Raw genomic sequence first — 25,820 nt, forward strand, 5'->3', positions numbered from 1 at the left:
ACGAATTACAGATAAACAGGCCTCCCTCGCGGAGGCTTTTTTATTGACGACACTCAAATAAAAACGGTTTTCTCTATGGAAAGTAATATTTATCTACAAAAAGTCGTTTGGAGCTTTGCTAAAACAGAGTGATAATGTGCAGTTAAATTTTTCGCCCTATTGATTGAGTTTTTATGTCACATATTTCTGTATTACTTCACGAAACGATTGATGCCTTGTTGGCGGGTCGCAATACGGGAATTTATGTGGACGGTACTTTTGGTCGTGGCGGACATACCCGTTTATTGTTATCAAAATTAGATGAACATGCACGTGTGTATGGCTTTGATAAAGATCCTCAGGCCCTAGAGACGGCAGCAATCTTAGAACAAGAAGATCCACGTTTTAAAATTATTCATGCCAGCTTTGCCGATCTGAAAGACGCACTGGCTGAGCTTGGGATTGAGACCGTGGATGGGGTGATGGCAGATTTAGGCGTGTCTTCGCCGCAGCTGGATCAGGCCGAACGTGGTTTCAGTTTTATGAAAGATGGCCCGCTGGATATGCGCATGGACAATTCTCAAGGTCCAACTGCAGCAGAATGGCTGCTTGAAATTGAAGAAGAAGCACTGGCCAATATCATTTTTAAATACGGTGAAGAGCGTTATAGTCGCCGGATTGCCAAAGCCATCAAGGCGGCAGGGCAGATTGAGACCACGGCTCAACTTGCGGAAATTGTGAAAGTCGCGCATCCAAAATGGGAAAAAAATAAGCATGCTGCGACGCGTACTTTCCAGGCGATTCGTATTGCTATTAATAAAGAATTAGAAGATATTGAAATCTTCTTGCCTCAAGCAGTTGAGATTTTAAAACCTGAGGCACGTTTGGCCGTAATTAGCTTTCACTCTCTGGAAGACCGTTTGATCAAACAATTTATTCAAAAAGAATCTACATTAGACGAAGATTTTGGCTGGGGAATGCCGGGGCAGCAAAAAGATACACGACGTTTAAAGAAGGTATCCCGCGTAAAAGCCAGTGACGAAGAAGTCAAAGCCAATCCTCGTTCACGTAGTGCATGGCTCCGGGTCGCAGAACGTTTAGCTTAATAGGCACATCATGAAAACTGAAGTGGTTGATAAAAAAACAGAAAAGTTGTGGCTTAAACAAGCCTGCATCTATCTCGTCTTGATACTGATGGTCTTCATCAGTGCAGTCTTTGTGGTATTTCAGGTGTTTGAATATCGTCAGGACACCAGAAAATTGAGCACTTATCTGCGTGAGCGTGATGACCTGAATGCAGATTGGGGTCGTTTGTTAATTGAACAGCAAACTTTTGGTGCAACTGCGCAGATTGGCACACGTGCTGTTACCCAGCTGCGCATGTATTCTCCCCCGGTTTCACAAAGTGTCGTCATTTCTTTACCACAAACTTCAGATGAGAAAAAATAAGGCTAGCGCTCGGACATGATAGACAAAAGAAAGAAGCAAGCGGTACGTAAAAAACAATCAGTTACCGACAAAAACGCCTCAAATGTGTATATCAATCGTTTCTATATCATGTGGGCGGTGGTGTTGCTGTGTTTTATTACACTGATTTGCCGTGCCTTCTATGTGCAGATTATCAATAAGGATTTTTTGCAAAATAAAGCCAATGCCAATATTTTAAGAACCAATACCATCAAGGCCATGCGTGGCGTGATTTATGACCGTAATGGGGTGCCGCTGGCGATCAGTACGCCGATCATGAAAATCGTGATTGATCCACGTGACTATTTTGACAATAAAAAACTCTATGACGAGACCATACTGGCACTGGAAAAAGAGCCAGATAGCCGTAAGCTGAAACGCCAGTTGCCGGATAAAAACCTGAATCTGGATGAACTGGCCGATGCAGTCGGTATGGATCGGGCAGAACTACGCAAAAAAATGCAAGAACGCCCGCGTTCTCGTTATCTGATCCTGAAAAAAGAAGTTCCGCCACAACAGGCCGAACTGATCATGAAGCGTAATTTTCAAGGCGTGTATACCGAGAAAAACTACAAACGTTATTATCCGCAGCCACAGCCCAATTCACAGATTATTGGTCTGACCAATAGTGAAGGCACCGGGATTGAAGGTCTGGAAATGCAGCTCAATACCCGTCTGGCAGGTGAAGATGGTGAGCAGCAGATTATCCGGGATAAAAAAGGCAACCGGGTTAAAGAGCCGGAAGTGATTAAAGAAGTCGAGCCGGGCGAGAATATCACCCTGAGTATCGACTCGCGTCTGCAATATATTATGTACCGTGAACTGACTGCGGCAGGTGTGGCCAATAATGCCCGTTCTGCGACTGCGATTGCAGTCGATGTAAAAACCGGAGAAATTCTGGCCTTGTCATCTTGGCCATCATATAACCCGAATGATAAAAATGGTCTGCTGAACAAGGATGCCATGCGTAACCGTGGTGCGGTGGATTCCTTCGAGCCGGGTTCGACCATGAAGCCCTTCACCGTGGCAATGGCTCTGGAAAGTGGTAAATATACGGCCAATTCTGTGGTCAACACCACACCGGGCAGTATGCGAATTGGCAATCACACCATTCGTGATACGCATAACTATGGTCAGTTAACACTGGGCGGTATTATCCAGAAATCTTCGAACGTGGGTGTCGCCAAACTGGCCTTGTCTTTGCCGTATGAAACTCTACCTACTTTCTATAAACGCTTGGGTTTTGGCTCACGCTCAGCAGTAAGATTCCCGGGTGAAAGTGCCGGTCTGATCTTGCCACCAAGTAAATGGAATGTGTCAGAAGTGGCAACCATGTCCTATGGTTATGGCCTGAATGCTACTGTACTGCAAATGGCGGATGCCTATGCCATGCTGGCCAATAAGGGTGTGAGAATGCCGCTGAGCCTGTACAAGCTGGAAGAACAGCCGCAGGGTGAGCAAATGATTGATGCCAATATTGCAGATCAGGTCTTGCTTATGCTGGAAGTAGCAACTCTGCCTGGCGGTACCGCCACGCGCGCGACAATTCCGGGTTATCGTGTGGCAGGGAAAACCGGTACTGCGCATAAACTGCGTGCCGATCGTAAAGGCTATTCTACCAATGAATACCGGGCTTTGTTTGCTGGCGTAGCGCCCGTGAGTGATCCGCGTATTGCCATGGTGGTGGTGGTCGAAAATCCGCAAGGCACCTATTACGGCGGTACGGTATCGGCACCGGTATTTGCACGCGTGATGCAGGAATCCTTGCGTCTGCTGAATGTCCCTCTGGACAAACCTTTAGAATCTCCCAAAGTCCAGTAAATAGGTGATCAATGTCTATTACATTTAAAGATCTCTACGCCGTTCAGGATACTGCTGAATGGATGACCCAAGCCTTTCAGGGTTTCGAACTGGATAGCCGTAAAGTTAAGGCAGGGCAAATTTTTATTGCCTTGACCAGTCTGTCACAACCAGAAAAAACTGCAGTATTTGCACAAAAAGCTTTAGAGCAGGGTGCCTTAGCGGTGATTTCTGAAATCGAATTGGATATCTCACCCAATCTAGTGGTTGCTGATGTCCGACATTTGATGGGACAGTGGCAAAAACAATACTTACAAGCCAGCCAACCTGTTCAGGCTGCAGGTATTCTTGCAGTGACCGGCACCAATGGTAAAACCACGATTTCACGTTTGGTTGCGGAACTGTTCATGTTACAAAGCAAAGCTTGTGCAGTGATGGGGACGACAGGTAACGGGATTTTGCCAAATCTGGAAGCCTCGTCGCATACCACGCTCGATGCTTTGCAATTGCAAAATGCTTTGCATGTTTATGCTCAAGCCGGTGCTAAATTTGCCTCGATTGAAGCCAGTTCGCATGGTCTGGAGCAAGGTCGCTTGAATGGCTGTGATATCGAGATTGCGGGCTATAGTAATTTAAGTCGCGATCATCTGGATTATCACGGGACGCTGCAAGCCTATGCAGAAGCCAAATCTGCTTTATTTAAATTTGAAAGTTTAAAAGTGGCTGTCATCAACCTGGATGATGCGCATGCTCATATCATGATTGATGCAGCGCGCAACAATCCCTCACAGCCAGAAATTTTGACCTATTCAACCCGTCAAGCTGCGGATTATCAGGTTCAGGATATTCAATACAGCATTTCAGGTGCGGCCTTTAAGCTGAAAACGGCTTCTGCTGAATATGTTGTGAACAGTCCGCTGCTTGGACATTTCAATATTGAAAATCTGGTCGCCAGTCTGATCATGGCAGAGCAGGCCGGATTTGATTTAAGCAGCTTGATTGCGACTGTACCACAGCTCAAAGGTGCACCAGGCCGGATGCAGGTGCTGCGTGATGGCGAGCGCCTATTTGTAGTGGATTATGCGCATACACCTGATGCCTTGACTCAGGTTCTCATCACTTTAAAACGTCATGTTGCGCAAAATCTCTGGGCCGTCTTTGGCTGTGGCGGCGATCGTGACCGCGGCAAGCGTCCACTCATGACCCAAGCAGCATTAGAAGGTTCGGATATTGCGGTCTTGACTTCCGATAACCCGCGAACCGAAGATCCTGCACAAATTTTTGCCGATATGAAAAATGGCATCGACTTTTTAGGCAAAAGCTACCATGAAATTCATGACCGTCGTGAAGCGATCAAGTTTGCCGTTAAACACGCGCAGGCAGGGGACATCGTGGTGATTGCAGGCAAAGGTCACGAAAATTATCAGGAAATTGATGGTGTACGTCACTGGTTTGATGATGTGGTCGAAGTGCAAGCCGCGATTGATGCCCAGCATCACAGCGCAGATTCAGCTTATCCAGCGTATTAGGATTCAGATATGCATACCTCAACAACCAGTACCGTGCCACTTGCACCTTGGACAGCAGAACAGCTTGAACAAGCGACTCAAGGCAATTGGCTCAATAATAAAAAACCGGCAGACGCCATCAAACGTATTCTGACCGATTCGCGTGATGCTGAACAAGGGGATGCTTTCCTTGCGCTGCAAGGTGAGCGCTTTGATGCCCATGATTTTGTGGCACAAGTAGCAGCAAGCGGTTGTCAGATTGCGATCGTCAGTCGACCGCTCGATATCGATATCTGCCAGCTTGTCGTAGACGATACCCGTTTGGCACTAGGGCGGTTGGGCGCATACCGTCGTCAGCAGAATCCTCAGCTCAAAGTCATTGCCTTGACCGGCAGCAGTGGCAAGACCACCACCAAGGAAATGCTGGGGAGCATCTTGTCTCGTCTTGCGCCGACACTGATCACGCGTGGCAACCTGAATAATGACCTCGGCGTACCGGTGATGTTGCTCGAATTACGTCCCGAACATCAGTATGCAGTGATGGAGCTGGGTGCCAGTCATCAGGGCGAAATTGATTACACCTCAAACATGGTACAGCCGCATGTAGCCGGGATCATTAATATCGGCACTGCGCATTTGGGTGAATTCGGTGGCCGTGATGGCATTTGTACTGCCAAATCGGAAATTTATGCGCATATTTCCGAAACTTCGATTATTCCGGCTGCAGATGATTTTGCTGATACTATTCGTGCCGCAGTGAAGACTGAACAAAGCTTAAGTTTTGGTGCCGGTGGTGACGTGTATGCAACTGATGTGGAATTACATCCTCAGACTGCAAACTTTGTCTTAAATACTCCGCAAGGTAACCGGGCGGTGAATTTGCCATTTGCCGGTGAGCATAATGTTGAAAATGCCACGGCTGCGGCTGCCTTTGCCTTGGCAATCGGTATTGGTCTGGATGATATCGTGGCCGGTCTGGAACAGGCTGTAGGTGCCAAAGGCCGTTTGAACTTTATCCAGCATCAACAATATTTACTGATTGATGATACCTACAATGCCAATCCGAGCTCGATGCGTGCAGCAGCAGATGTGTTAGCACAGCAGCAGGGCATTCGGGTCATGGTCACCGGTGATATTGGTGAACTCGGTGCATCGGCTGCGATGGAACATTATAAGCTGGGTCGAGATCTGGTCTCGGTCAAAGGCCTGAACTTTGTGGTGGCTGTGGGTGAATTTTCGCCTGCCATGCAAGAAGGGGCCCGTAGTACCCAATATGGCAAAAAAATGCAGGCATTCCTGAATCAGGAGCAGGCATTACCATTTTTAATTCGTTTGATTGAAACACATCAACCTCAGCCGATGTCATTTCTGTTTAAGGGGTCGCGTTATACCCATATGGAAACATTGATGGCTGCATTGATGGAGAAACTCTAAATGCTGTTATGGCTCTTTGAACATTTGGCGGGCTTTGACAGCACGTTTCAGGTGGTTCGTTATTTAACTTTACGTGCTTTGCTCAGTGTCCTGACGGCATTGACGATTGGTCTGGTACTTGGCCCAATCATGATTCGTAAGCTTCAAGCCCTCAAATATGGTCAGGCTGTCAGCTCGTATGCCCCTGAAAACCATGCTAAGAAAATGGGTACACCAACCATGGGCGGGGTACTGATCCTGCTTTCAATTGGTATCTCAACTTTACTCTGGGCGGATCTTTCCAATCCTTATGTCTGGATTGTACTGGCGGTGATGGTGATTTTCGGTGCCGTCGGCTGGGCGGATGACTGGATCAAGATCCGTTATAAAGACAATGCCGGCCTGCCTGCGAAGAAAAAATTCTTCTGGACTTCAGTCGGTGCCTTGGGTGTTGGTATTGCGCTCTATGTGATTGCACAGCAGCAGACCAATCCGGTGCATACCGCCAATATGCTGGACCTGTTGATTCCATTTTTCAAAGATTTGACCATTCCGCTATCGGCGATTCCACTAGGTATTGGCTTCATTATTTTCACTTATTTTGTGATTAATGGTGCATCTAATGCCGTGAACCTGACCGATGGCCTGGATGGTCTGGCGATCATGCCAATTGTACTGGTTGCGGCAGGTCTGGGTGTATTTGCCTATCTGGCCGGAGACGTGCGTTTTGCCAATTACCTGCATATTCCCTATGTGAAATATTCCTCTGAACTGGTGGTGATCTGTGCGGCGATGATTGGTGCCGGTCTGGCATTCCTGTGGTACAACGCCCATCCTGCGCAAGTGTTTATGGGTGATGTCGGTGCTTTATCGCTGGGTGCGATGTTGGGGACGATTGCTGTGATGGTACGTCAGGAAATCGTCTTTGCGATTATGGCGGGTGTATTCTTGGTCGAAGCGATTTCAGTATTCTTGCAGATTGGTTCATTAAGAATGCGCAATAAACGCGTGTTCCTGATGGCACCGCTGCATCATCATTATGAAAAGAAAGGCTGGCGTGAAACTCAAGTCGTCATTCGTTTCTGGATTATTACGATTATGCTGGTGGTTTTGGGTCTAATGACCTTAAAATTGCGCTAAGAGATGCATTGAAAAAAGTCGGCGCAGGCCGGCTTTTTTGTTTTGGAGAGAATGATGAATTTACTCATGTGCCCAGTCTGTCGCCAGCAGTTGAGCTTAAATGAAAGAACATGGCGATGTGAGAATCATCATAGCTACGATGTGGCCAAGCAAGGCTATGTGAACCTGCATGTGGTGCAACATAAACACAGTAAAAATCCTGGGGATACGCCTGAGTCCGTCCAGGCACGTCGTGCATTTTTGAGTGCGGGTCATTATGCGCCTTTGCAACAGGCCGTGGTGGAGAGGCTCCGAGAGCTGCGTATTGAAAATCTTTTAGATATTGGGTGTGGTGAAGGCTACTATACCGATGCCATGCAGGCTGAAGTGCTGCAATGCGTCGGGGTGGATATTGCCAAAAATGCCGTTCAGGTCGCGGCCAAGCTCAATAAAAATATCACCTGGGTCGTAGGAACCGGGGCGACTTTACCGGTGCTGGATGGGTCGATTGATATGTGTACCAGCCTGTTCAGTCCGATCCCAAAACAGGAAATTTTACGGGTTTTAAAAGCTGAAGGTTATTTAATGGTGGTGACACCTGCGCCACAGCATTTATATGCGATGCGTGAGGCACTTTTTGAAGAAGTGAAACCCCACGAACCGCAAAAGTTTGTTGAGCAACTGCAAGATGAATTTGATCTGCTCAGTGAGCAGGTGATTGATGCCCCGATGACTTTGCCACAGACAGATTTAAAAAACCTGATTGCTATGACGCCGTATGCTTACAAGGCCAAACCTGAACGCCGTCTGGCACTTGAACAGCAGGATCAGTTTAAATTGCTGGCGCAATATCAGATCTATCTGTTTCAGAAAAAATAAAAATTCACCGATAAAAAAGCCCTCATTGTTGAGGGCTTTTTTATACTAGTTTGTCGGTTGTGGTTATTGCACTTCTTGAATCAGGTTTTCTAAAGCGTCCACTTTGCTTGGTTGAAGCGGCTGTTCTGGTGGAGCGGTTGTTTCAGCAGCATCTGGCACAGCAATTTCCTGTCCTGGCAGATCTTCGAAATCCGTTTCTGTCCGTTTCGGGACGACCACAGGTGCCGGGCGGCGGTAAAGCGCAGTGGCCATTGGTGGTGAAGACGGATCATTCTGCACTTCATCACCCTGAACTACCTTGCTTCGATTCACTGGTGCCTTGGCATTACGGTCTAAACGCACCCATGCTTCTGGCTGACCTTTTAAGGCATTGCCCATAAAGTCGGTCCAGATCGGTAAGGCTGCCACACCACCATATTCACGGCGTCCCAAGGTTTTAGGCTGGTCAAAGCCGACCCAGGTGATGGTAACAAGTTTGCCATTGAACCCTGCGAACCAGGCATCTTTGGCGTCATTGGTGGTTCCGGTTTTGCCCCCAATATCATTTCGCCCGATTCTTAAGGCCGCACGGCCGGTACCGTGCTGAATCACATCACGCAGAATATTGGCCATGTCATAGGCAGAGCTGGATTTTAAAATACGCTGTGCCTGACGATAATTACTGTCTTCAGCAGAGACTTTGGGTGCAGCCTGTTTCTGTTCTAGACTTGTATTGTTGATTGCAATCGCTTCATCATCTGCGGTCATGGTGTCGGCCGGTTGAGCAGGTTCTTCTTCGGTATTGATACAGGAAATACACGCATATTCAGGCTGAGCCTCAAAAATGGTATGGCCATAGGCATCTTCAATACGGTTAATGAAATGTGGCTGGATCCGGTAACCGCCGTTGGCAAAAGTCGCATAACCTGTCGCCATCTGAATCGGCAGAACCTGAGGCGTGCCGAGTGCAATGGTATAGTTACGCGGGATCTGATTGTCCTGTAAACCAAAATCCATAAACAGCTGACGGGTACGTTCAATCCCGACAGCCTGTAATAAACGCACTGAAACGGTATTGCGCGAAAGATAAAGTGCGCGGCGTAGTGGGATCATCCCCAGATAACGACCATCTGAATTACGAGGTGTCCATTTGCCAATGGTAATTGGCGCATCATTCACCATGGTATGCGGTGTCATGCCTCGTTCTAAAGCCAGTGCATAAACAAAAGGCTTAATCGTAGAGCCGGGTTGACGCCAGCCCTGGATTGCACGGTTAAATTTCGACTGATAAAAGTTGTATCCGCCCACAATGGCTTCAATTGCACCATTATTTGGATTGATGGCAATCAACTGTCCTTGCACATTTGGAATTTGTACCAGCGACCACGAGGTTTTATTCTGATTCGGTCGTAAACGTATAATATCTTTGACTTTGACAATCTCGGAAGCTTTGCTAGGCGCACCACCTACACTGTTGACATTGCGAAAGGGGCGCGCCCAAGACATACCGGACCACGGTACAGTTACCGTGGTGCCATCCTGCATCAACGCTTCAAAACTGGAATTGCCAACCTTGGTTACTTGAGCAGGGTAGGTGTTGGCATAGGCACGGAAATTTTCCAGCGGTTGATCATGTGCTTCAGCACCACGCCAGCCATGTCGACGGTCATAAGCTTCCAGACCCTCTTGTACCGCCTGTTCTGCATAGGTCTGGCGTTCACTATGGATGGTGGTATAGACCTTGTAGCCAGAATCTACCGCCTGTTCGCCAAAGTTTTGTACCAGTTCAGAACGCACCATCTCACCGACATACGGGAATTTATTGCGGGTACTGCGGTCAGGCATATCCAGATTGATGGGTTCAGCAATCGCTTGTTGATACTGACTCTGGTTCAGATAGCCCAGTTGCAGCATACGTCCTAAAATCCAGTTGCGACGTTCGAGAGCACGTTTGGGGTTGGCCACCGGATTATATCGAGAAGGCGCTTTAGGCAGGCCAGAGATCATGGCCATTTGCGCAATCGAAAGCTCTTCTAAACTCTTGTTATAGTAAATTTTGGCTGCTGCTGCGATCCCGTAGGCATTTTTACCCAAGAAGATTTTATTCACATACAGTGTCAGAATTTCTTCTTTGGTCAGGCTTTGCTCAATCTTACGGGCCAGAAAAATTTCAGTCAGTTTACGCTTGAGTATTCGTTCGGGGCTGAGATAATAATTTTTCGCCACCTGCATGGTGATAGTGGAACCACCGGTCTGCACATCCGAACCGGTGATACTTTCACTGACTGCGCGGCCTAAGCTTTTAAAACTGATTCCGCTATGCTCGAAAAAGCTGGAATCTTCAGCGGCGAGGAAAGCATGAATAAACTCGGATGGAATTTGTTCATATTTCACGGGAACAGAAAGCTTGCCACCATACTCAGCAATTAATTCATTATCTGAACTAAAAACTTGTAAAGGCTTTAATAAAGGCGCCTTTTTAAGCGTGGACATTTCAGGCAAAGATGGGGCAATATAGAGATACATGCCATAGAAACCCATCGGAATTGAGATCAGGATAATGATAATGATCAAAAAAAATGGGTGAACAAGGCCTGAACAAGATAGCTTTTTCATAACAAGTAAGTTTTAATAAGAGCTAATGGCGAACTAATTACCGATCAGTATATCCTTTAGATATACATATTGTTAGATGAGTTATTGTATCTATATAAAATTATAGATCGGATCGATTGGTAAGTTAGATTTAATTGGGGACAAAAAAATAATAGGAATTATATTGTGCGCAGGTTATATCGTAAACCAAATAAGGGGTTAATAGGAGTTGATATTAGTTCGACTTCTGTTAAGGTTTTGGAGCTTTCTGTAAAAAGTAGCCGTTACTGGGTAGAGAGCTATGCTTTGGTCCCATTAATGGAAAACAGTGTTGTTGAAAAAAACGTCTTAAACCCGGAAGCAGTCGCGGATGCCCTTGGGCGTGCAATTAATTTGGCCAACACCCAGTCGAATCATGCCGCTTTTGCCATTCCAACCTCTATGGTGATTACCAAAACTATCGAGATGGATGCAGACATGTCGAATGATGAGCGTGAAGTTCAGATTCGTGAAGATGCAGAACAGTATATTCCGTTCCCACTCGATGAAGCCAGTCTGGACTTTGAAGTTCTGCCTGACCGTCTTGCCAATCCAAACCGGGTCAATGTGCTGTTGGTGGCAACCCGCATTGAAAATATTGAAGCACGTTCTGAAGTTTTGGAAATTGCCGGACTGACACCCAAGATCGCGGACGTAGAAAGTTTTGCGCTGGAAAATGCTTTTAAAGTGTTTTCGGATACTTTGCCGATGGGGGTAAATACTGTCGGTATTTTAGACATTGGTCATAGTATGACCACCTTGTCTGTCATGCAGAACAACAAAATTATTTATACCCGTGAGCAGGTGTTCGGTGGCAAACAGCTGACTCAGGAAATTCAGAACCGTTATGGTCTGTCTTTTGAAGAAGCCGGGCGTGCTAAAAAAACCCGTGCTTTGCCAGATGATTATGATATTGAAGTGCTAGAACCGTTTCTGGATGCTGTGGTGCAACAGGCAGCGCGGTCATTACAATTCTTCTTTTCATCGTCTCAGTTTAATGAGATTGATCATATTTTATTGGCCGGCGGGAATGCCAATATTCCAGGTCTGGCAAAATTATTACAACAAAAACTCGGTTACCGTGTCACGATCGCGAATCCATTTTTGCAAATGGGCTTTTCTCCTCAAATTGATATTAAAAAAATTGAAAATGACGCGTCATCACTCATGGTTGCATGTGGTTTGGCATTGAGGAGTTTTGATTAATGGCAAAGATTAACTTACTTCCTTGGCGTGATGAGCTAAGAATTAAAAGAAATAATGAATTCGTGGCAATCTGTGTGGGGGCGCTTTTCTTAGGACTGGCGGCGGCAGGTTCAACCTGGTTTTATTATGATCACAAGCTTCAGGATCAGGAACAGGCCAATCAGCTGATTCAAAGTACCAACCAGAATCTGGATGTGCAGTTAAAAGCGCTAGAAGGTTTGCAAGAGCAACGTAATGCCATTGTTGAGCGGATGAAGCTGATTCAGGGTTTGCAAACGCAACGTCCGATCGCAGTACATTTGATTGATGAAATTGTACGGGTGACACCAGCCAATATGTACATCAGCAAGTTTCAGCGTACTGGCGATAAATTTAGCATCGAAGGTCGAGCCGAGAGTCCAAATACCGTAGCAGAATTACTGCGTAATCTGGAAGCTTCCTCCTGGTACCGAAACGCCTTTATGAATGCCTTCCTGGTGGCTGAAGAATCCAAAGAAAAGGCACCGAGCTCGATTATTCCACGTGTTGAAGAGTCTTATGGCAGCTTTACCGTGACTGTGGATCTGGATCAGATCGCTGAACCGGTACTGAATGAAGAACAGCAAGCAGCCAATACCACTCCGGGGGCATCATCATGAGTAATGAAAAATTCGATGAGTTCAGCCAGGATGCCGTGGCTGTACCTAAAAATAAAATGACAGTTGAGAAATTTTTTCAGCAATTCAATACTCTAGATCCTAATAATTATGGCAGCTGGCCTTTATCGGTCAAGATTAGCTGCTGGATTTTTATTGTTATCTTGGTATTTATGCTGATTTATTTTGCCCTGACCAGAAGTACGATTGAATCGATTTCACAAGCCAGTGCCCAGGAACAAAACCTGCTGAATGAGTTTCGTGAAAAGGAATCAAAATTACGTAATCTACAACAATATCAGATTCAGCTTCAGGAAATGGAAGCACGTTTTAACCAGCAATTAGAACAATTGCCGAAGGAAACTGAAATTCCGGGTCTGGTTGAGGATATTAACCTGAGCGGTGTCAATTCAGGTCTGAAGTTTAAAAATATCCGTCTGGAACCTGAAATTAAGCAAGAGTTCTTTATTGAACAGCCCATTGCGATTGAAGCGACTGGGGATTATCACGCTTTTGGTTCTTTTGTCAGCAGTATTGCAGGCTTGTCGCGTATTGTTACCTTGCATGATTTCACCATTACCGGTACTGAGAATAAAGAGAAAAAGTCTGAGATTCCGGTGATTGATTATGTGGTCAAGGCCAAAACCTATCGTTATGTGGGCAATGCCGAGGCTTCTTCAGCAGGTACGAGCACGACTCAGGGGGCGCAGTAATGAATAGGATTAAAATTACTTCAGTTTTAGCGCTTGGACTGGTATTGCTAGGATGTGATTCACGTATTGATGCAGTCAATCAGGAAATGGCCAATATTCGTAATCAGCCACCTTTGCCGATTGAACCTGCACCCGATTTTATGCCAGTTGAAACCTTCAACTATGCAGCACACCAGATCAAAAGTCCTTTCCTGCCAAGTTCTCTGGCTGCCGAGCTAAAGATTATGGCGGGGAAACGGGTTTATCCAAATTTATCACGCCAATTGCAACCACTGGAAAGTTATCCTCTGGAAACCTTGAGCATGAAAGGCAGCATGCGCAATCAGGCCGGACAGATTCTGGCTTTAATCCAGACACCGGATGGCGAGATTGAACGGATACAGCGTGGTAGCTATATGGGGCTTAATCATGGTCGTGTGAGTGGTATTACACCAACGCAGATCGATTTGATTGAGATTATTCCAGATGGCCGTGAAGGATATGTGGAGCGTCCGCGAAGTCTGGTTCTGATTGGGCCGGCACCATAAGTTTTAGGGAATAACAATGAATAAGAGTATTAAAGAATTTATTTTTGGGGATGCTAATACAATGAATCGTGTGTTTCGTCAGTTTTCAATGGGTGCTGTTGCGATTGCGGTGATGCAAGCAGCCAGCGCGCAGGTAGCCGTGACCAATATCGTAGCTATGCAGCTTCCTGGACAAGGAACTGAAATTCGGGTGATGTTCAATGGTTTGCCACCACAGCCACAGGCCTATCAATTAGAATCACCTTCACGTCTAATTTTAGATTTTGACCAGGCCCAACAAAACTTAAAGCAAAGCAATATTCCGGTGGCAACACGTGAAGCCAGGTCGGTCGATGTGACTTCGGATGCACAACGTGCCCGTTTGACTGTTAATCTGGCAGATGCTGGTGCCTTTACCACGCGAGTTGAAGGGAATACCTTTATCCTGAAAATCAATTCAGTCACACCAGTCGCGACAGCTCAACCGGTATTACAGCAGTCAGCTCAGGGAATTAGCAATATCAGTTTCCAGCGTGGGGCTCAAGGTGAAGGTCAGGTGGTGATTGACTTGGCAGGCAACAACACCCCGGTCGATGTACAGCAGCAGGGGACTAAAATCATTGTTCGAACCTTAGGCACGAAGATCCCGACGCATTTGACCCGTCGTCTGAATGTGAATGATTTTGCGACACCTGTGTCGAGTGTGGATGCAGTGAATCAAAATGGATCAGGCGTGATTACGATCCAGTCCGGGGAAAGCTATGAATATATGGCTTATCAAACGGATAATAAGCTGACCATTAGTTTGAAACGTCCGGAAGCCAAGAGTCCGCTACGTCCGAAGACCGTGGCTTATAGCGGCAAGAAAATTTCACTCGATTTCCAGGATATTGAAGTACGTCGTGTACTACAGCTTTTGGCTGATTTTACCGATATCAATATGGTGGCAGCAGATAGTGTACAAGGCAATATTACCTTGCGCCTAAAAGAAGTGCCTTGGGATCAAGCACTGGATATTGTACTGAAAACCAAAAACCTGGATAAACGCCGTAATGGTAATGTGATCTGGATTGCACCAGTGACAGAACTGATTAAGGCAGAAGAGGAAGAGGCAAAAGCTTTGAAGCAGAGCGTTGCACTTGCCCCGATTCAGACTGAATATATGCAGCTGAGTTATGCTAAAGCTACAGATATTGAAAAGCTGATTACCCAGAATAAATCTGCACAAAATTCAAATAACTCATCAAATAATTCTTCTAATACAACTAATAATAATGAAGATAAAGAAAGCTTGTTAAGCTCACGTGGTTCTGTATCTATTGATGCCCGTACCAATACCATTATTGTGAATGATACCCAGCCTTTTATTGATAAAATTCGGAATATGGTGGATCTGCTCGATGTACAGGTCAAGCAGGTAATGGTTGAGGCGCGTATTGTACGTGCCACCACTGACTTCACCAAAGAAATGGGGGTGAAGTGGGGGATTCTGTCACAAGGGATTACCAACAATAATAACCTTCTAGTTGGTGGTAGCGATACAACATTATGGGATTTGAGAACACCTGAGTTGGATGATGAGTTAGGTGGATGGAAGTATGAAATCCAAAGACCGGACAACCTGAATGTTGACTTGGGTGTCACCAGTCCGGGCGCCAGTCGTATTGCCTTTGGTTTGATTAGTCTCTCTGATTTTATGCTGGATCTTGAACTGTCTGCATTGCAAGCGGATGGCTATGGTGAAGTCATTTCAACACCAAAGGTACTCACAGCAGACAAGCAAAAAGCAATGGTTGCATCTGGTACACAGATTCCTTATCAGTCATCAGAAGGTGGGGGGGCCAATGCTGTATCCACTACTGAATTTATTGATGCGACTTTGAGTCTGGATGTCACGCCAAGTATTACTCCAGACGGTAAAGTGCAGATGGAACTCAATATTACTAGTAATTCGGTAGGTAACCCGACCCCGACCGGACAATTGACTATTAATAAGAATGAGATCAATACCAATGTGCTGGTGGATAACGGTGAAACAGTGGTCCTAGGTGGGATTTTTGAGCAGGAAACCCGTAATGCACAAACCAAGGTGCCATTCCTGGGGGATATTCCTTATGTAGGGCGTTTATTCCGTAAAGATTTAAAATCGGATAACAAGCGTGAGTTACTGATTTTCGTTACACCTCGAATTGTTAATGACAGTGTTTCAAGAAATCATTAATATATTTTGAATTTAACAAAACGAATAGGTGACTCCTTGCCAAGCAAAGAGTTTGAAACCCTGCCAAATATTTATTTGGTAGGGCCGATGGGGGCCGGTAAAACAACAGTAGGACGACATCTCGCAGAATTGTTAGGACGCGAATTTCTAGACAGTGATCATGAAATTGAACGTAAAACAGGTGCGACGATTCCCTGGATTTTTGAAAAGGAAGGGGAGCAGGGTTTCCGTGACCGTGAAACTGCTGTAATTGATGAGCTGACTTCACGCTCTCAACTGGTTTTAGCCACGGGTGGTGGTGCCATCACCCAGCTCTTGAATCGAGACTATCTGAAACAGCGTGGGATAGTCGTTTACCTGTATACGCCGGTTGAAATTCAGCTGCAGCGTACTTATCGCGATAAAAACCGCCCACTGTTGCAAGTTGAAAATCCAGAACAAAAGTTGCGTGATTTATTGGCCGTCCGTGATCCCTTGTATCGGGAGGTGGCACATCATATCATTGAGACCAATCAAGGTGCGGCACGTGATCTGGCGCAGCGGATTCTCAATCTCATTACTTCCAAAAACTAAGTTCATTGAATAAAGTGGTTAATCAAGCATGCAAACCTTATATGTAGAACTCGGAGAACGTCGTTACCCTATTTTTATCGGGAGCGATCTTGATCCACAGGCCTTATTGGCTCCCTATATTCATGGCAAGCAAGTGATGATTGTGAGCAATACCACGGTTGCGCCACTTTATTTGCAGCATTATCAAACTGCGATTGCAGCTTTAGACAAGCATGTTGCGACCTGTATTTTGCCCGATGGTGAAAAATATAAGGATAGCCAGCATCTGAATCTGATCTTTGATGCATTGCTTGAAGCTGGTTTTAACCGGGACTGTACGGTGCTTGCGCTCGGTGGTGGTGTGATTGGCGATATGGCCGGTTTTGCTTCGGCATGTTTCCAGCGTGGCGTGTATTTCATTCAGGTACCGACGACTTTACTGTCTCAAGTCGATTCCAGTGTCGGTGGAAAAACTGGGATTAATCATCCACTGGGTAAAAACATGATTGGTGCATTCCAGCAACCGCAAGTGGTGCTGGCCGATATGTCGCAACTTTCTACTTTACCTGATCGTGAACTTGCGGCAGGTTTGGCTGAAGTGATTAAATATGCGCTACTCGGTGATGAATCATTTCTGCTCTGGCTTGAAGAGCATATGGAGGCACTGATTGGCCGCGATGAAAAGTTGCTGGCTGAAGCTGTTTACCGCTCCTGTGCGCACAAGGCCCGGATTGTCGCCAATGATGAAAAAGAGCAAGGGGAACGTGCTCTATTGAATCTGGGGCATACTTTTGGACATGCGATTGAATCTTATCTGGGGTATGGTGTCTGGCTACATGGCGAGGCTGTTGCAACAGGTATGGTCATGGCGGCAGATTTATCACAGCGTATGGGCTGGATTTCTCAAGGTGATCTGGAGCGTACAAAAAAAATCATTTCTCGTGCCAAACTTCCGATCGTTTGTCCTAAAATCCCTCTTGATGATTTCCTGGCATATATGGCCCATGACAAAAAAGTCTTGAATGGACAATTGCGTCTGGTGTTGTTGCAACAATTAGGTAAAGCTGTGATTACTCGGGATTTTGATCTTGAGCGAATGCAACAGGCAATTTTAGCGAATCAGGCATAGGTTTTAGTTTTTATGACAGCATTACACACTCCTTGGCAAAAGGTTCAGCACTATTTCTGGCTGGTCTGTGGTGTATGCTGTCTATTTGCAGCCTTGATCTTTTGGGCCATTACTGATTCAGATGCGGTAATTGAAGTGGAAAAAAAGCCAGAAACTAAAGTTCAATTACAAATTCAGCCGGAAAAAGTAGCGACAATGACCCATCTTGGTGCGCTTTTTGACGAGGTCAAACCCCTCGATTTGAATACGCGCACCATTGTAAATGCCACTCATGAGCCAGAATTTCGCGGCACCAAATTTGTTAATGAGGCGAAAAAACAGCATGCGATTGAATTATTTCGCGTCAGCAATGAAGCCATTCTAAAAAGCTTTCTTAAAAAACAGCCAGATCGTAAGGCTTTTATTTATCTAAGAATATCCGGTGAAAATCAGCCAGAACAATATGTGCTGCTGTATGGTCAGTATAAGACCGCCGCCGAAGCCAATCAGGCCTTATCTACATTGAATTTAAATTTGCCTGCTTCAGTGAAGCCTGAAGTGGTGCCAATACAGCAGTATGTCAGTCTGGTCAATAATCTGGGTTCAGAGGAATTGGCAAGCAATCAAAAGCTGTATGAGATTCGCTTGAAAAACGTACCTTTACCAAAGGTAGATGAATCTGTACGACTCAGACAGCAAACTCAGGCTCAGGTTAAACCGCGTAGTTCGGATGCGACCACCAGTACCACAATTGTGCGTCGTGATGCCGCTGGCAATGTGCTCGATGTACAGAAATCCGAAAGTGCTGTAGAAGGTGCTCCGCAACCACAAAACAATAATAATCGACCGAACCAAGGGGGGAATTCCCGTCCTCAAAACAATGAGATTAGTGATCCTTTTAACTAACCCGTTCTAAAATAGCGCACCAAAAAAATGACATAATTAGAAATGTGCGCTTTTGGTGCAAAAAATACACATTAAAAATAACCAGTATCCCTGTAATCCTTGTTAAAGCTTTGTCATCTGTATGGTTTTAATTTATGTGCTATTTATTGGCATGTAATTTGCTTTATTGGTGCATGGATTGAATTAATCTCCCTGTTTTAGCGCGAAAAATGATTCGATGACAACCTATGAATGTCATATTTATTCCTGATTTTTATGTTATTCATCAGCAAAATAAACTTTATTTTTTATGCATTCTGTCTGAAAAAGGACTACGCTGAAGAAATAGAGAACAATGTTTTTGCTCTATCAAGACAGTCTTCGAAAGTTCATTAAACGCAGCGCAGAGAAGAATTTAGATTGTTTAACAGCCTATAAGGCTTCGTAAAGAAGGGTACGCTATGCACATGCCATCGCCTAATAATGTAGCTCCCGCTCAAGGTTTATACCAACCGGATGAGTTTAAAGATAACTGTGGTTTCGGTTTAATTGCCCATATGCAGGGCGATGCAAGCCATGATCTTGTCAAGACCGCGATTCATAGCCTAAGTTGTATGACCCATCGTGGTGGTATTGCCGCCGATGGCAAGACTGGGGATGGCTGTGGTCTGCTTTTGGCGATGCCGAAAAAGTTCTTTCGTGAAGAAGCAAAACGCTTAAGTGATACAACTTTAAGTGAAGTCTTTGCTGTCGGTTCGGTGTTCCTAAATCTTGATCCTGCGCTTGCTGCACATGCCAAACAGGTTTTAAACAAAGAAATTGAAGCTGAAGGTCTCATTGTTCTGGCTTGGCGTGTGATTCCAACCCATGTCGATGCACTGGGTGAAATTGCCTTGCAATCGATGCCGGCATTTGAACAGATTATTGTCAATTGCCCGATGGGCGTGACCGAGGTTGAATTTAACCGTAAGTTATTCCTGGCGCGTCGTCGCGCAGAACAATTGCTGCTGAATGATACCTCTTTCTATGTCACCACTTTATGTTCAACGGTCATCAGCTATAAAGGCTTGATGATGCCGGAAGCGATTGCAGACTTTTATACAGATCTGGCTGATCCGCGTCTGGAATCACATATCGTGGTATTTCATCAGCGTTTCTCGACCAATACTTTGCCACGCTGGCCGTTGGCACAGCCGTTCCGTTATCTGGCGCACAATGGTGAAATCAACACTATTACGGCCAACCGTAACTGGGCCATGGCGCGTGTGCCAAAATTTGAAAATCCCTTATTGCCGGGTTTAACTGAGCTGAAACCGATTGTGAATCGTACCGGTTCGGATTCCTCAAGCCTGGACAATATGCTGGAGATTCTGGTCGGTGGCGGTATGGATCTGTTCCGTGCCTTACGTATGCTGGTTCCTCCTGCGTGGCAGAACGTGGAAACACTTGATGCGGACTTGCGTGCTTTCTATGAATTCAACTCGAAACATATGGAAGCCTGGGATGGCCCGGCAGGTCTGGTGATTCAGGATGGCCGTCATGCCATTTGTATGCTGGATCGTAACGGTCTGCGTCCGGCACGTTGGGTGATTACCAAAAATGGTTATATCACGCTGGCGTCGGAAATTGGGGTCTGGGGCTATCAACCTGAAGATGTGATTTCTAAAGGACGTGTTGGCCCCGGCCAAATGCTGGTGATCGATACGCAAACCGGCAAGGTACTGGATACGCAAGATGTGAATCATCATCTAAAACGTATGCGCCCATACCGTGAATGGTTACGTGAAAATTCTGTACGTTTGCAAGGTAGCCCCGAGCTGGAAGAATATTTATGTGATCGAGGCTTAAAAGGCGATGGCCTGAAAGCGGCCCAAAAAATGTTCATGGTGACCTTTGAAGAACGTGACCAGTTATTGCGTCCAATCGCGGAAAGTGGTCAGGAGGCGGTGGGATCGATGGGTGATGATACGCCCATGGCTGTATTGTCACGTCAGGTTCGCCATGTTTCGGATTATTTCCGTCAGCAGTTTGCGCAGGTGACCAACCCGCCGATCGATCCGTTACGTGAATCGATCGTGATGTCACTGGAAACCTGTTTAGGTCGTGAACAAAACGTCTTTGAACAAGGGCCTGAGCATGCAGACCGCTTGATCATTTCCAGTCCTGTACTTTCTAATTCGAAAATGCATCAGATCCGTACGCTGGGTCGTGCCGGTTATGAAATTGCAGATATCGACCTGAACTATGCTGAAACCGAAGGTCTGCAAGCGGCAATTGCGCGTATTTGTGAAGAGTCTGCGCAAGCCATTCGTGATGGTAAAACCTTACTGGTGCTTTCAGATAAGAAAATCCGTGAAGGTTACTTGCCTGCCAATGCCTTCATGATCACTGGTGCGGTGCATCATCACCTGATTAATACAGGTCTGCGTACCGATGCCAACCTGATCATTGAAACCGGTTTTGCCCGTGATCCACATCAGTTCGCAGTGCTTCTCGGCTTTGGTGCAACAGCCATCTACCCATATCTGGCTTATGACGTGATCAATGATCTGGTCGCCAAAGGCGAGCTCTTGGGTGATCCAATCTATGCACAAAACAATTTCCGTAAAGGCATTGAGAAAGGCTTATTAAAAGTCCTGTCAAAAATGGGAATTTCGACGGTAGCCTCTTACCGTGGTGGTCAGCTGTTTGAAGCAGTGGGCTTATCTAATGAAGTGGTGGATAAATGCTTCATCGGTGTACCAAGCCGTATTCAGGGTGCCACTTTTGTCGATCTTGAAAATGATCAGAAACAGTTGGCGGATATTGCCTGGAAAAACCGTAAACCAATCGATCAGGGTGGTTTGCTGAAATTCGTATTCGGCAAGGAATACCATGCCTTTAACCCGGATGTGATCAACTCACTGCATAAAGCAGTACGTTCTGGGAACTACGCAGATTTTAAAGAATATGCAGAACTGGTGAACAATCGTCCAATTGCGACGATTCGTGACCTGTTCAAACTCAAAACAGATAACTCGATTCCAGTTGAACAAGTGGAATCAGTGGAAGAGATCCTACCTCGCTTTGACTCTGCCGGCATGTCTTTGGGCGCACTGTCACCTGAAGCACATGAAGCGATTGCGATTGCCATGAACACGATTGGCGGTCGTTCGAACTCAGGTGAGGGCGGTGAAGATCCAGCGCGTTACGGTACCATCCGTAACTCGAAAATCAAACAAATTGCATCGGGCCGATTTGGTGTGACGCCTGCGTATTTAACATCGGCAGAAGTCCTGCAAATTAAAGTCGCGCAAGGTGCAAAACCAGGTGAAGGTGGTCAGTTGCCGGGTGGTAAAGTGAATGGTCTGATTGCCCGCTTACGTTATTCTGTACCGGGTGTAACGCTTATTTCGCCACCTCCGCATCACGACATCTATTCAATTGAAGATTTATCACAGTTGATCTTTGATTTGAAACAGGTTAACCCACAGGCGATGGTGTCAGTTAAGCTGGTTTCTGAACCGGGTGTCGGTACGATTGCGGCAGGTGTAGCGAAAGCGTATGCCGATTTCATTACCATTTCTGGTTATGATGGCGGGACAGCGGCTTCTCCACTTTCTTCAATTCATCATGCAGGTTCACCGTGGGAACTAGGTCTTTCTGAGGCACATCAGGCCCTTCGTGTGAATGACCTGCGTGGTAAAGTTCGCGTACAAACAGATGGCGGTTTAAAAACCGGTCTGGATGTTGTCAAAGCAGCAATTCTGGGTGCAGAAAGCTTCGGCTTTGGTTCAACCCCAATGATCGCATTGGGTTGTAAATACCTGCGTATCTGCCACCTGAATAACTGTGCAACTGGTGTAGCAACTCAGCAAGATCACTTGCGTCAGGAACACTACATCGGCGAACCACAGATGCTGATTAACTTCTTCACCTTTATTGCTGAAGAAACCCGTGAATGGCTGGCGGCACTCGGTGTGTCAAGTCTGAAAGACCTGATTGGCCGTACCGACTTGCTGGAAGTCTTGCCAGGTGAAACTGCAAAGCATGCACATCTTGATTTAAGCAAATTGCTCGAGTCACATCCTGCTGCAGAAGGTAAAGCACAGTACTGCGAAGTACAGGGCAATGCACCATTCGATAAAGGGATTCTGGCAGAGAAAATGGTGGATGAGATTCTGCCTGCAATTGAAGCGGGAACTGGCGGCGAATATAGCTTCACGATCGGTAACTGTGACCGTTCGATTGGCGCACGCCTGTCTGGTGAAATTGCTAAACGTTATGGCAACCTGAGCATGGAAGCTCATCCTGTGAAAGTTCACCTGAATGGTACTGCGGGTCAGTCGCTGGGTGTCTGGAATGCGGGTGGTCTGCATATCAGCCTGGAAGGTGATGCCAATGACTATGTCGGTAAAGGTATGGCCGGTGGTCGTATCTCGATTTTCCCGCCAAAAGGTTCGCCATTCCAGACGCAAAATACCGCGATTATTGGGAATACCTGTTTGTACGGTGCGACTGGCGGTAAGTTATATGCAGCGGGTACAGCGGGCGAGCGTTTCGCGGTGCGTAACTCGGGTGCATTTGCCGTGATTGAAGGTGCAGGTGATCACTGCTGTGAATACATGACCGGCGGTATTGTGACGGTGCTGGGTAAAGTTGGGCATAACTTCGGTGCGGGTATGACTGGTGGTTTTGCTTATGTACTTGATCTGGATAATGACTTCGTTGATCATTATAACCACGAATTGATTGAGCTGAACCGTATTTCCACCGAAGCGATGGAGGAGCATAAAGCCTTCTTGGGTCGTATTCTCGATGAACATATTAAAGAAACGGGTAGTGCTTGGGCGTACAAGATCCGCCATGAGTTTGACTTCTACAGCCGCAAGTTCTGGTTGGTAAAACCAAAGGCAGCCAACTTGCAAACGCTGTTAAAAACAACTCAAGCTGATCCACAATAATTCCACTACTGCAGAAACATAGGCAGATGTAAGGCAACTGTGAACCCCTTACATCTCCCCACGGAGAGAGACATGGCAGAACGCCTGAATAATGACTTTCAATTCCTGGATGTCGCACGCCAAGATCCAGAGAAAAAAGAGATTGATGTCCGCAAAGCACAATTTGTGGAAATTTATAAGCCTTATACAGCGGAAATTGCAGCCAATCAGACGCATCGCTGCCTAGGCTGTGGTAACCCGTACTGTGAATGGAAATGTCCGGTACATAACTACATTCCAAACTGGTTAAAACTGGTGTCTGAAGGCCGTTTGTTCCAGGCGGCTGAACTGTGTCATCAGACCAATACTTTGCCGGAAGTTTGTGGTCGTGTCTGTCCGCAAGATCGTTTGTGTGAAGGGGCGTGTACCCTCAACGACGGTTTCGGCGCGGTAACGATTGGTAATGCCGAAAAATATATCAACGACACGGCCTTTGCATTGGGCTGGCGTCCAGATATGTCCAATGTGCAATGGACCAATAAAAAAGTCGCGATTATTGGGGCAGGTCCCGCAGGACTTGGCTGTGCGGATATTCTGGTACGTAATGGGGTAAAACCTGTGGTCTTTGATAAACGTCCGGAAATTGGTGGTTTGCTGACTTTCGGTATTCCAGAATTCAAAATGGAAAAAGACGTAATGAAGCGCCGCCGTGAAATTTTCACGGGCATGGGGGTGGAATTCCGTCTGAATACTGAGATTGGTACAGATGTGACCATCGACCAGTTACTTGCCGATTATGATGCGGTATTTATGGGTATGGGAACCTATACCTATATGAAAGGTGGTTTTGCCGGTGAAGATCTGGATGGTGTGTATGATGCACTAGATTTCCTGATTGCGAATGTCAATCGTTGTCAGGGCTGGGAAAAAGACCCAGCTGAATACATCAGCGTGGAAGGCAAGAAAGTCATTGTTTTAGGCGGTGGTGATACTGCCATGGACTGTAACCGTACTTCGATCCGTCAAGGTGCCGAGTCAGTCGTCTGTGCTTATCGTCGTGATGAAGAAAATATGCCAGGTTCACGCCGTGAAGTGCAAAATGCGCGTGAAGAAGGGGTGAACTTCCAGTTTAACCGTCAGCCGATCGAAGTTGTTGGTGAAAATGGTAAAGTAACCGGTGTAAAATTTATTACTACTCAGCTGGGTGAGCCGGACAGTCGTGGTCGCCGTAGTCCAGAGCCGATTCCGGGTTCAGAAGAAATTCTTCCAGCGGATGCAGTCCTGCTTGCTTTCGGTTTCCGTACCAGCCCAGCAGACTGGTTCACCGATGTGGAAATCAATCTGGATGGTTCAGGTCGTGTCGTTGCTGCTGAGCAGCAGCAATATAAATTCCAGACCTCAAATCCAAAAATCTTCGCTGGTGGTGATATGGTGCGTGGTTCTGATCTGGTGGTAACTGCGATCTGGGAAGGCCGTCAGGCAGCTGAAGGGATTCTAGATTATCTAGAGGTTTAACCGTTGAAAATTCACTGAAGTCATTCAAACAACCCGCTACGGCGGGTTTTTTATTTTTGAATATTGTCTAACTTAAAGAGAAGCCCTTAAAAAAGATTATAAAAAGTAACAAAACTTTAGAAAATACTGTTTAAAATCAAATTAATTATATAAATATTAATAAAGAATTGAGGACAAGATATCATGCGTGTATTTAAACAATCTCTTATCGCCTTGATGCTGGCCAGTACCTTGACCCTGAGTGGTTGTGGTTATAACACCTTGCAAGTCAAAGATGAAGCAGTCACTGCCGCTTGGTCTGAAGTACAAAACCAGTATCAGCGCCGTGCCGATCTGGTACCTAATCTGGTCAATGTAGTCAAAGGCTATGCCTCGCATGAAGAGCAGGTTTTAACGGAAGTGACCCAAGCACGTGCCAATGTTGCCGGTCTGAAAGTAGATCGTGAAGTGTTGGAAGATCCTGAATTATTCCAGCGTTATCAGGAAGCACAGGCCCAGATGACCAGCGCCTTGTCTCGTCTTTTAGCTGTCACTGAGAATTATCCGGACCTGAAAGCGAATCAACAGTTCCGTGATTTACAGGTACAGCTAGAAGGGACTGAAAACCGGATTGCTGTGGCACGTAACCGTTATATCACCACGGTGCAGGACTTTAACTCTTATGCGCGTCAGTTCCCGCAAGTCATGACAGCCAAAGTGATTGGCATGGATACCAAACCAAACTTTAGTGCCGAGCACAGTGCCCAAAAAGCTCCAACGGTTTCCTTTGAATAATGACT

19 protein-coding genes are annotated in these 25,820 nt (G+C 46.1%); 18 read left to right on the plus strand and 1 reads right to left on the minus strand.

Annotated features, from left to right (window positions below; genetic code table 11):
• Nucleotides 1-173 precede the first annotated feature (173 nt).
• The 7 genes from rsmH to FTT75_RS05855 are packed head-to-tail and all read left to right on the plus strand — an operon-like array spanning nt 174 to nt 8,165.
• Nucleotides 174-1,085: a 16S rRNA (cytosine(1402)-N(4))-methyltransferase RsmH gene (rsmH, locus tag FTT75_RS05825; protein ID WP_180075310.1), complete on the plus strand. Its 912-nt coding sequence runs from the start codon at nt 174-176 to the stop codon at nt 1,083-1,085.
• 10 nt (nt 1,086-1,095) lie between these two features.
• Nucleotides 1,096-1,428 carry a cell division protein FtsL gene (ftsL, locus tag FTT75_RS05830; RefSeq protein WP_005094344.1) on the plus strand — a complete coding sequence of 111 codons (333 nt, stop codon included), beginning with the start codon at nt 1,096-1,098 and terminating at the stop codon, nt 1,426-1,428.
• A gap of 15 nt (nt 1,429-1,443) precedes the next feature.
• Nucleotides 1,444-3,267 (plus strand): penicillin-binding protein PBP3, encoded by a 1,824-nt coding sequence (gene ftsI / locus FTT75_RS05835; RefSeq protein WP_074383637.1) that lies wholly within the window; start codon nt 1,444-1,446, stop codon nt 3,265-3,267.
• A gap of 11 nt (nt 3,268-3,278) precedes the next feature.
• Nucleotides 3,279-4,775 carry a UDP-N-acetylmuramoyl-L-alanyl-D-glutamate--2,6-diaminopimelate ligase gene (locus FTT75_RS05840; RefSeq protein WP_180186045.1) on the plus strand — a complete coding sequence of 499 codons (1,497 nt, stop codon included), beginning with the start codon at nt 3,279-3,281 and terminating at the stop codon, nt 4,773-4,775.
• Between the two features lie 9 nt (nt 4,776-4,784).
• Nucleotides 4,785-6,188, plus strand: coding sequence for a UDP-N-acetylmuramoyl-tripeptide--D-alanyl-D-alanine ligase (gene murF / locus FTT75_RS05845; protein ID WP_180097362.1), 1,404 nt, complete (start codon nt 4,785-4,787; stop codon nt 6,186-6,188).
• Nucleotides 6,189-7,307 (plus strand): phospho-N-acetylmuramoyl-pentapeptide-transferase, encoded by a 1,119-nt coding sequence (mraY, locus tag FTT75_RS05850; protein WP_005094334.1) that lies wholly within the window; start codon nt 6,189-6,191, stop codon nt 7,305-7,307.
• Nucleotides 7,308-7,361: 54 nt separating this feature from the next.
• Complete coding sequence (locus FTT75_RS05855) at nt 7,362-8,165, plus strand: putative RNA methyltransferase (RefSeq protein ID WP_005094332.1); 804 nt, start codon at nt 7,362-7,364, stop codon at nt 8,163-8,165.
• Nucleotides 8,166-8,228: 63 nt separating this feature from the next.
• Here FTT75_RS05855 and ponA read toward each other — a convergent pair whose 3' ends face one another.
• Nucleotides 8,229-10,760, minus strand: coding sequence for a penicillin-binding protein PBP1a (ponA, locus tag FTT75_RS05860; RefSeq protein WP_180186046.1), 2,532 nt, complete (start codon nt 10,758-10,760; stop codon nt 8,229-8,231).
• Between the two features lie 165 nt (nt 10,761-10,925).
• On the opposite strand from ponA, the gene FTT75_RS05865 reads away from it, so the two are divergent.
• The 11 genes from FTT75_RS05865 (at nt 10,926) to FTT75_RS05915 (ending at nt 25,815) form a co-directional block, all read left to right on the plus strand.
• Complete coding sequence (locus tag FTT75_RS05865) at nt 10,926-11,984, plus strand: pilus assembly protein PilM (protein ID WP_005168888.1); 1,059 nt, start codon at nt 10,926-10,928, stop codon at nt 11,982-11,984.
• Nucleotides 11,984-12,622, plus strand: coding sequence for a PilN domain-containing protein (locus FTT75_RS05870; protein WP_180186047.1), 639 nt, complete (start codon nt 11,984-11,986; stop codon nt 12,620-12,622). Before FTT75_RS05865 ends, FTT75_RS05870 begins: the two co-directional genes overlap by 1 nt.
• Entirely contained in the window at nt 12,619-13,332 is a 714-nt protein-coding gene (locus FTT75_RS05875) for a type 4a pilus biogenesis protein PilO (protein WP_005094323.1), read from the plus strand. Before FTT75_RS05870 ends, FTT75_RS05875 begins: the two co-directional genes overlap by 4 nt.
• Nucleotides 13,332-13,859, plus strand: a complete 528-nt coding sequence (locus tag FTT75_RS05880; RefSeq protein WP_005094322.1) for a pilus assembly protein PilP — start codon at nt 13,332-13,334, stop codon at nt 13,857-13,859. Before FTT75_RS05875 ends, FTT75_RS05880 begins: the two co-directional genes overlap by 1 nt.
• 16 nt (nt 13,860-13,875) lie before the next feature.
• Complete coding sequence (gene pilQ, locus FTT75_RS05885) at nt 13,876-16,059, plus strand: type IV pilus secretin PilQ family protein (RefSeq protein ID WP_180186048.1); 2,184 nt, start codon at nt 13,876-13,878, stop codon at nt 16,057-16,059.
• Nucleotides 16,060-16,095: 36 nt separating this feature from the next.
• Nucleotides 16,096-16,632, plus strand: a complete 537-nt coding sequence (gene aroK, locus FTT75_RS05890) for a shikimate kinase AroK (protein ID WP_180186049.1) — start codon at nt 16,096-16,098, stop codon at nt 16,630-16,632.
• A 28-nt stretch (nt 16,633-16,660) separates the two neighbouring features.
• A complete protein-coding gene (gene aroB, locus FTT75_RS05895) occupies nt 16,661-17,740 on the plus strand; it encodes a 3-dehydroquinate synthase (RefSeq protein ID WP_180186050.1) in 1,080 nt (359 codons plus the stop codon).
• A 12-nt stretch (nt 17,741-17,752) separates the two neighbouring features.
• The gene (locus tag FTT75_RS05900) at nt 17,753-18,625 is read left to right on the plus strand and encodes a hypothetical protein (RefSeq protein ID WP_180186051.1); all 873 of its coding nucleotides are present in this window, start codon (nt 17,753-17,755) and stop codon (nt 18,623-18,625) included.
• 446 nt (nt 18,626-19,071) lie between these two features.
• Nucleotides 19,072-23,547: a glutamate synthase large subunit gene (gltB, locus tag FTT75_RS05905; protein ID WP_180186052.1), complete on the plus strand. Its 4,476-nt coding sequence runs from the start codon at nt 19,072-19,074 to the stop codon at nt 23,545-23,547.
• Between the two features lie 72 nt (nt 23,548-23,619).
• Nucleotides 23,620-25,041 (plus strand): FAD-dependent oxidoreductase, encoded by a 1,422-nt coding sequence (locus FTT75_RS05910; RefSeq protein ID WP_180186053.1) that lies wholly within the window; start codon nt 23,620-23,622, stop codon nt 25,039-25,041.
• A 183-nt stretch (nt 25,042-25,224) separates the two neighbouring features.
• Complete coding sequence (locus FTT75_RS05915) at nt 25,225-25,815, plus strand: LemA family protein (RefSeq protein WP_180186054.1); 591 nt, start codon at nt 25,225-25,227, stop codon at nt 25,813-25,815.
• Nucleotides 25,816-25,820 lie beyond the last annotated feature (5 nt).

This window comes from Acinetobacter sp. YH01008 (assembly GCF_013420435.1).
Lineage (GTDB): Bacteria > Pseudomonadota > Gammaproteobacteria > Pseudomonadales > Moraxellaceae > Acinetobacter > Acinetobacter pseudolwoffii.

Excerpts from the sequence above, each read along its gene's own strand:
- rsmH (WP_180075310.1), top strand. The coding sequence starts at position 174 with ATGTCACATATTTCTGTATTACTTCACGAAACGATTGATGCCTTGTTG.
- ftsL (WP_005094344.1), top strand. The coding sequence starts at position 1,096 with ATGAAAACTGAAGTGGTTGATAAAAAAACAGAAAAGTTGTGGCTTAAA.
- ftsI (WP_074383637.1), top strand. The coding sequence starts at position 1,444 with ATGATAGACAAAAGAAAGAAGCAAGCGGTACGTAAAAAACAATCAGTT.
- FTT75_RS05840 (WP_180186045.1), top strand. The coding sequence starts at position 3,279 with ATGTCTATTACATTTAAAGATCTCTACGCCGTTCAGGATACTGCTGAA.
- murF (WP_180097362.1), top strand. The coding sequence starts at position 4,785 with ATGCATACCTCAACAACCAGTACCGTGCCACTTGCACCTTGGACAGCA.
- mraY (WP_005094334.1), top strand. The coding sequence starts at position 6,189 with ATGCTGTTATGGCTCTTTGAACATTTGGCGGGCTTTGACAGCACGTTT.
- FTT75_RS05855 (WP_005094332.1), top strand. The coding sequence starts at position 7,362 with ATGAATTTACTCATGTGCCCAGTCTGTCGCCAGCAGTTGAGCTTAAAT.
- ponA (WP_180186046.1), bottom strand. The coding sequence starts at position 10,760 with ATGAAAAAGCTATCTTGTTCAGGCCTTGTTCACCCATTTTTTTTGATC.
- FTT75_RS05870 (WP_180186047.1), top strand. The coding sequence starts at position 11,984 with ATGGCAAAGATTAACTTACTTCCTTGGCGTGATGAGCTAAGAATTAAA.
- FTT75_RS05875 (WP_005094323.1), top strand. The coding sequence starts at position 12,619 with ATGAGTAATGAAAAATTCGATGAGTTCAGCCAGGATGCCGTGGCTGTA.
- FTT75_RS05880 (WP_005094322.1), top strand. The coding sequence starts at position 13,332 with ATGAATAGGATTAAAATTACTTCAGTTTTAGCGCTTGGACTGGTATTG.
- pilQ (WP_180186048.1), top strand. The coding sequence starts at position 13,876 with ATGAATAAGAGTATTAAAGAATTTATTTTTGGGGATGCTAATACAATG.
- aroB (WP_180186050.1), top strand. The coding sequence starts at position 16,661 with ATGCAAACCTTATATGTAGAACTCGGAGAACGTCGTTACCCTATTTTT.
- FTT75_RS05900 (WP_180186051.1), top strand. The coding sequence starts at position 17,753 with ATGACAGCATTACACACTCCTTGGCAAAAGGTTCAGCACTATTTCTGG.
- gltB (WP_180186052.1), top strand. The coding sequence starts at position 19,072 with ATGCCATCGCCTAATAATGTAGCTCCCGCTCAAGGTTTATACCAACCG.
- FTT75_RS05910 (WP_180186053.1), top strand. The coding sequence starts at position 23,620 with ATGGCAGAACGCCTGAATAATGACTTTCAATTCCTGGATGTCGCACGC.
- FTT75_RS05915 (WP_180186054.1), top strand. The coding sequence starts at position 25,225 with ATGCGTGTATTTAAACAATCTCTTATCGCCTTGATGCTGGCCAGTACC.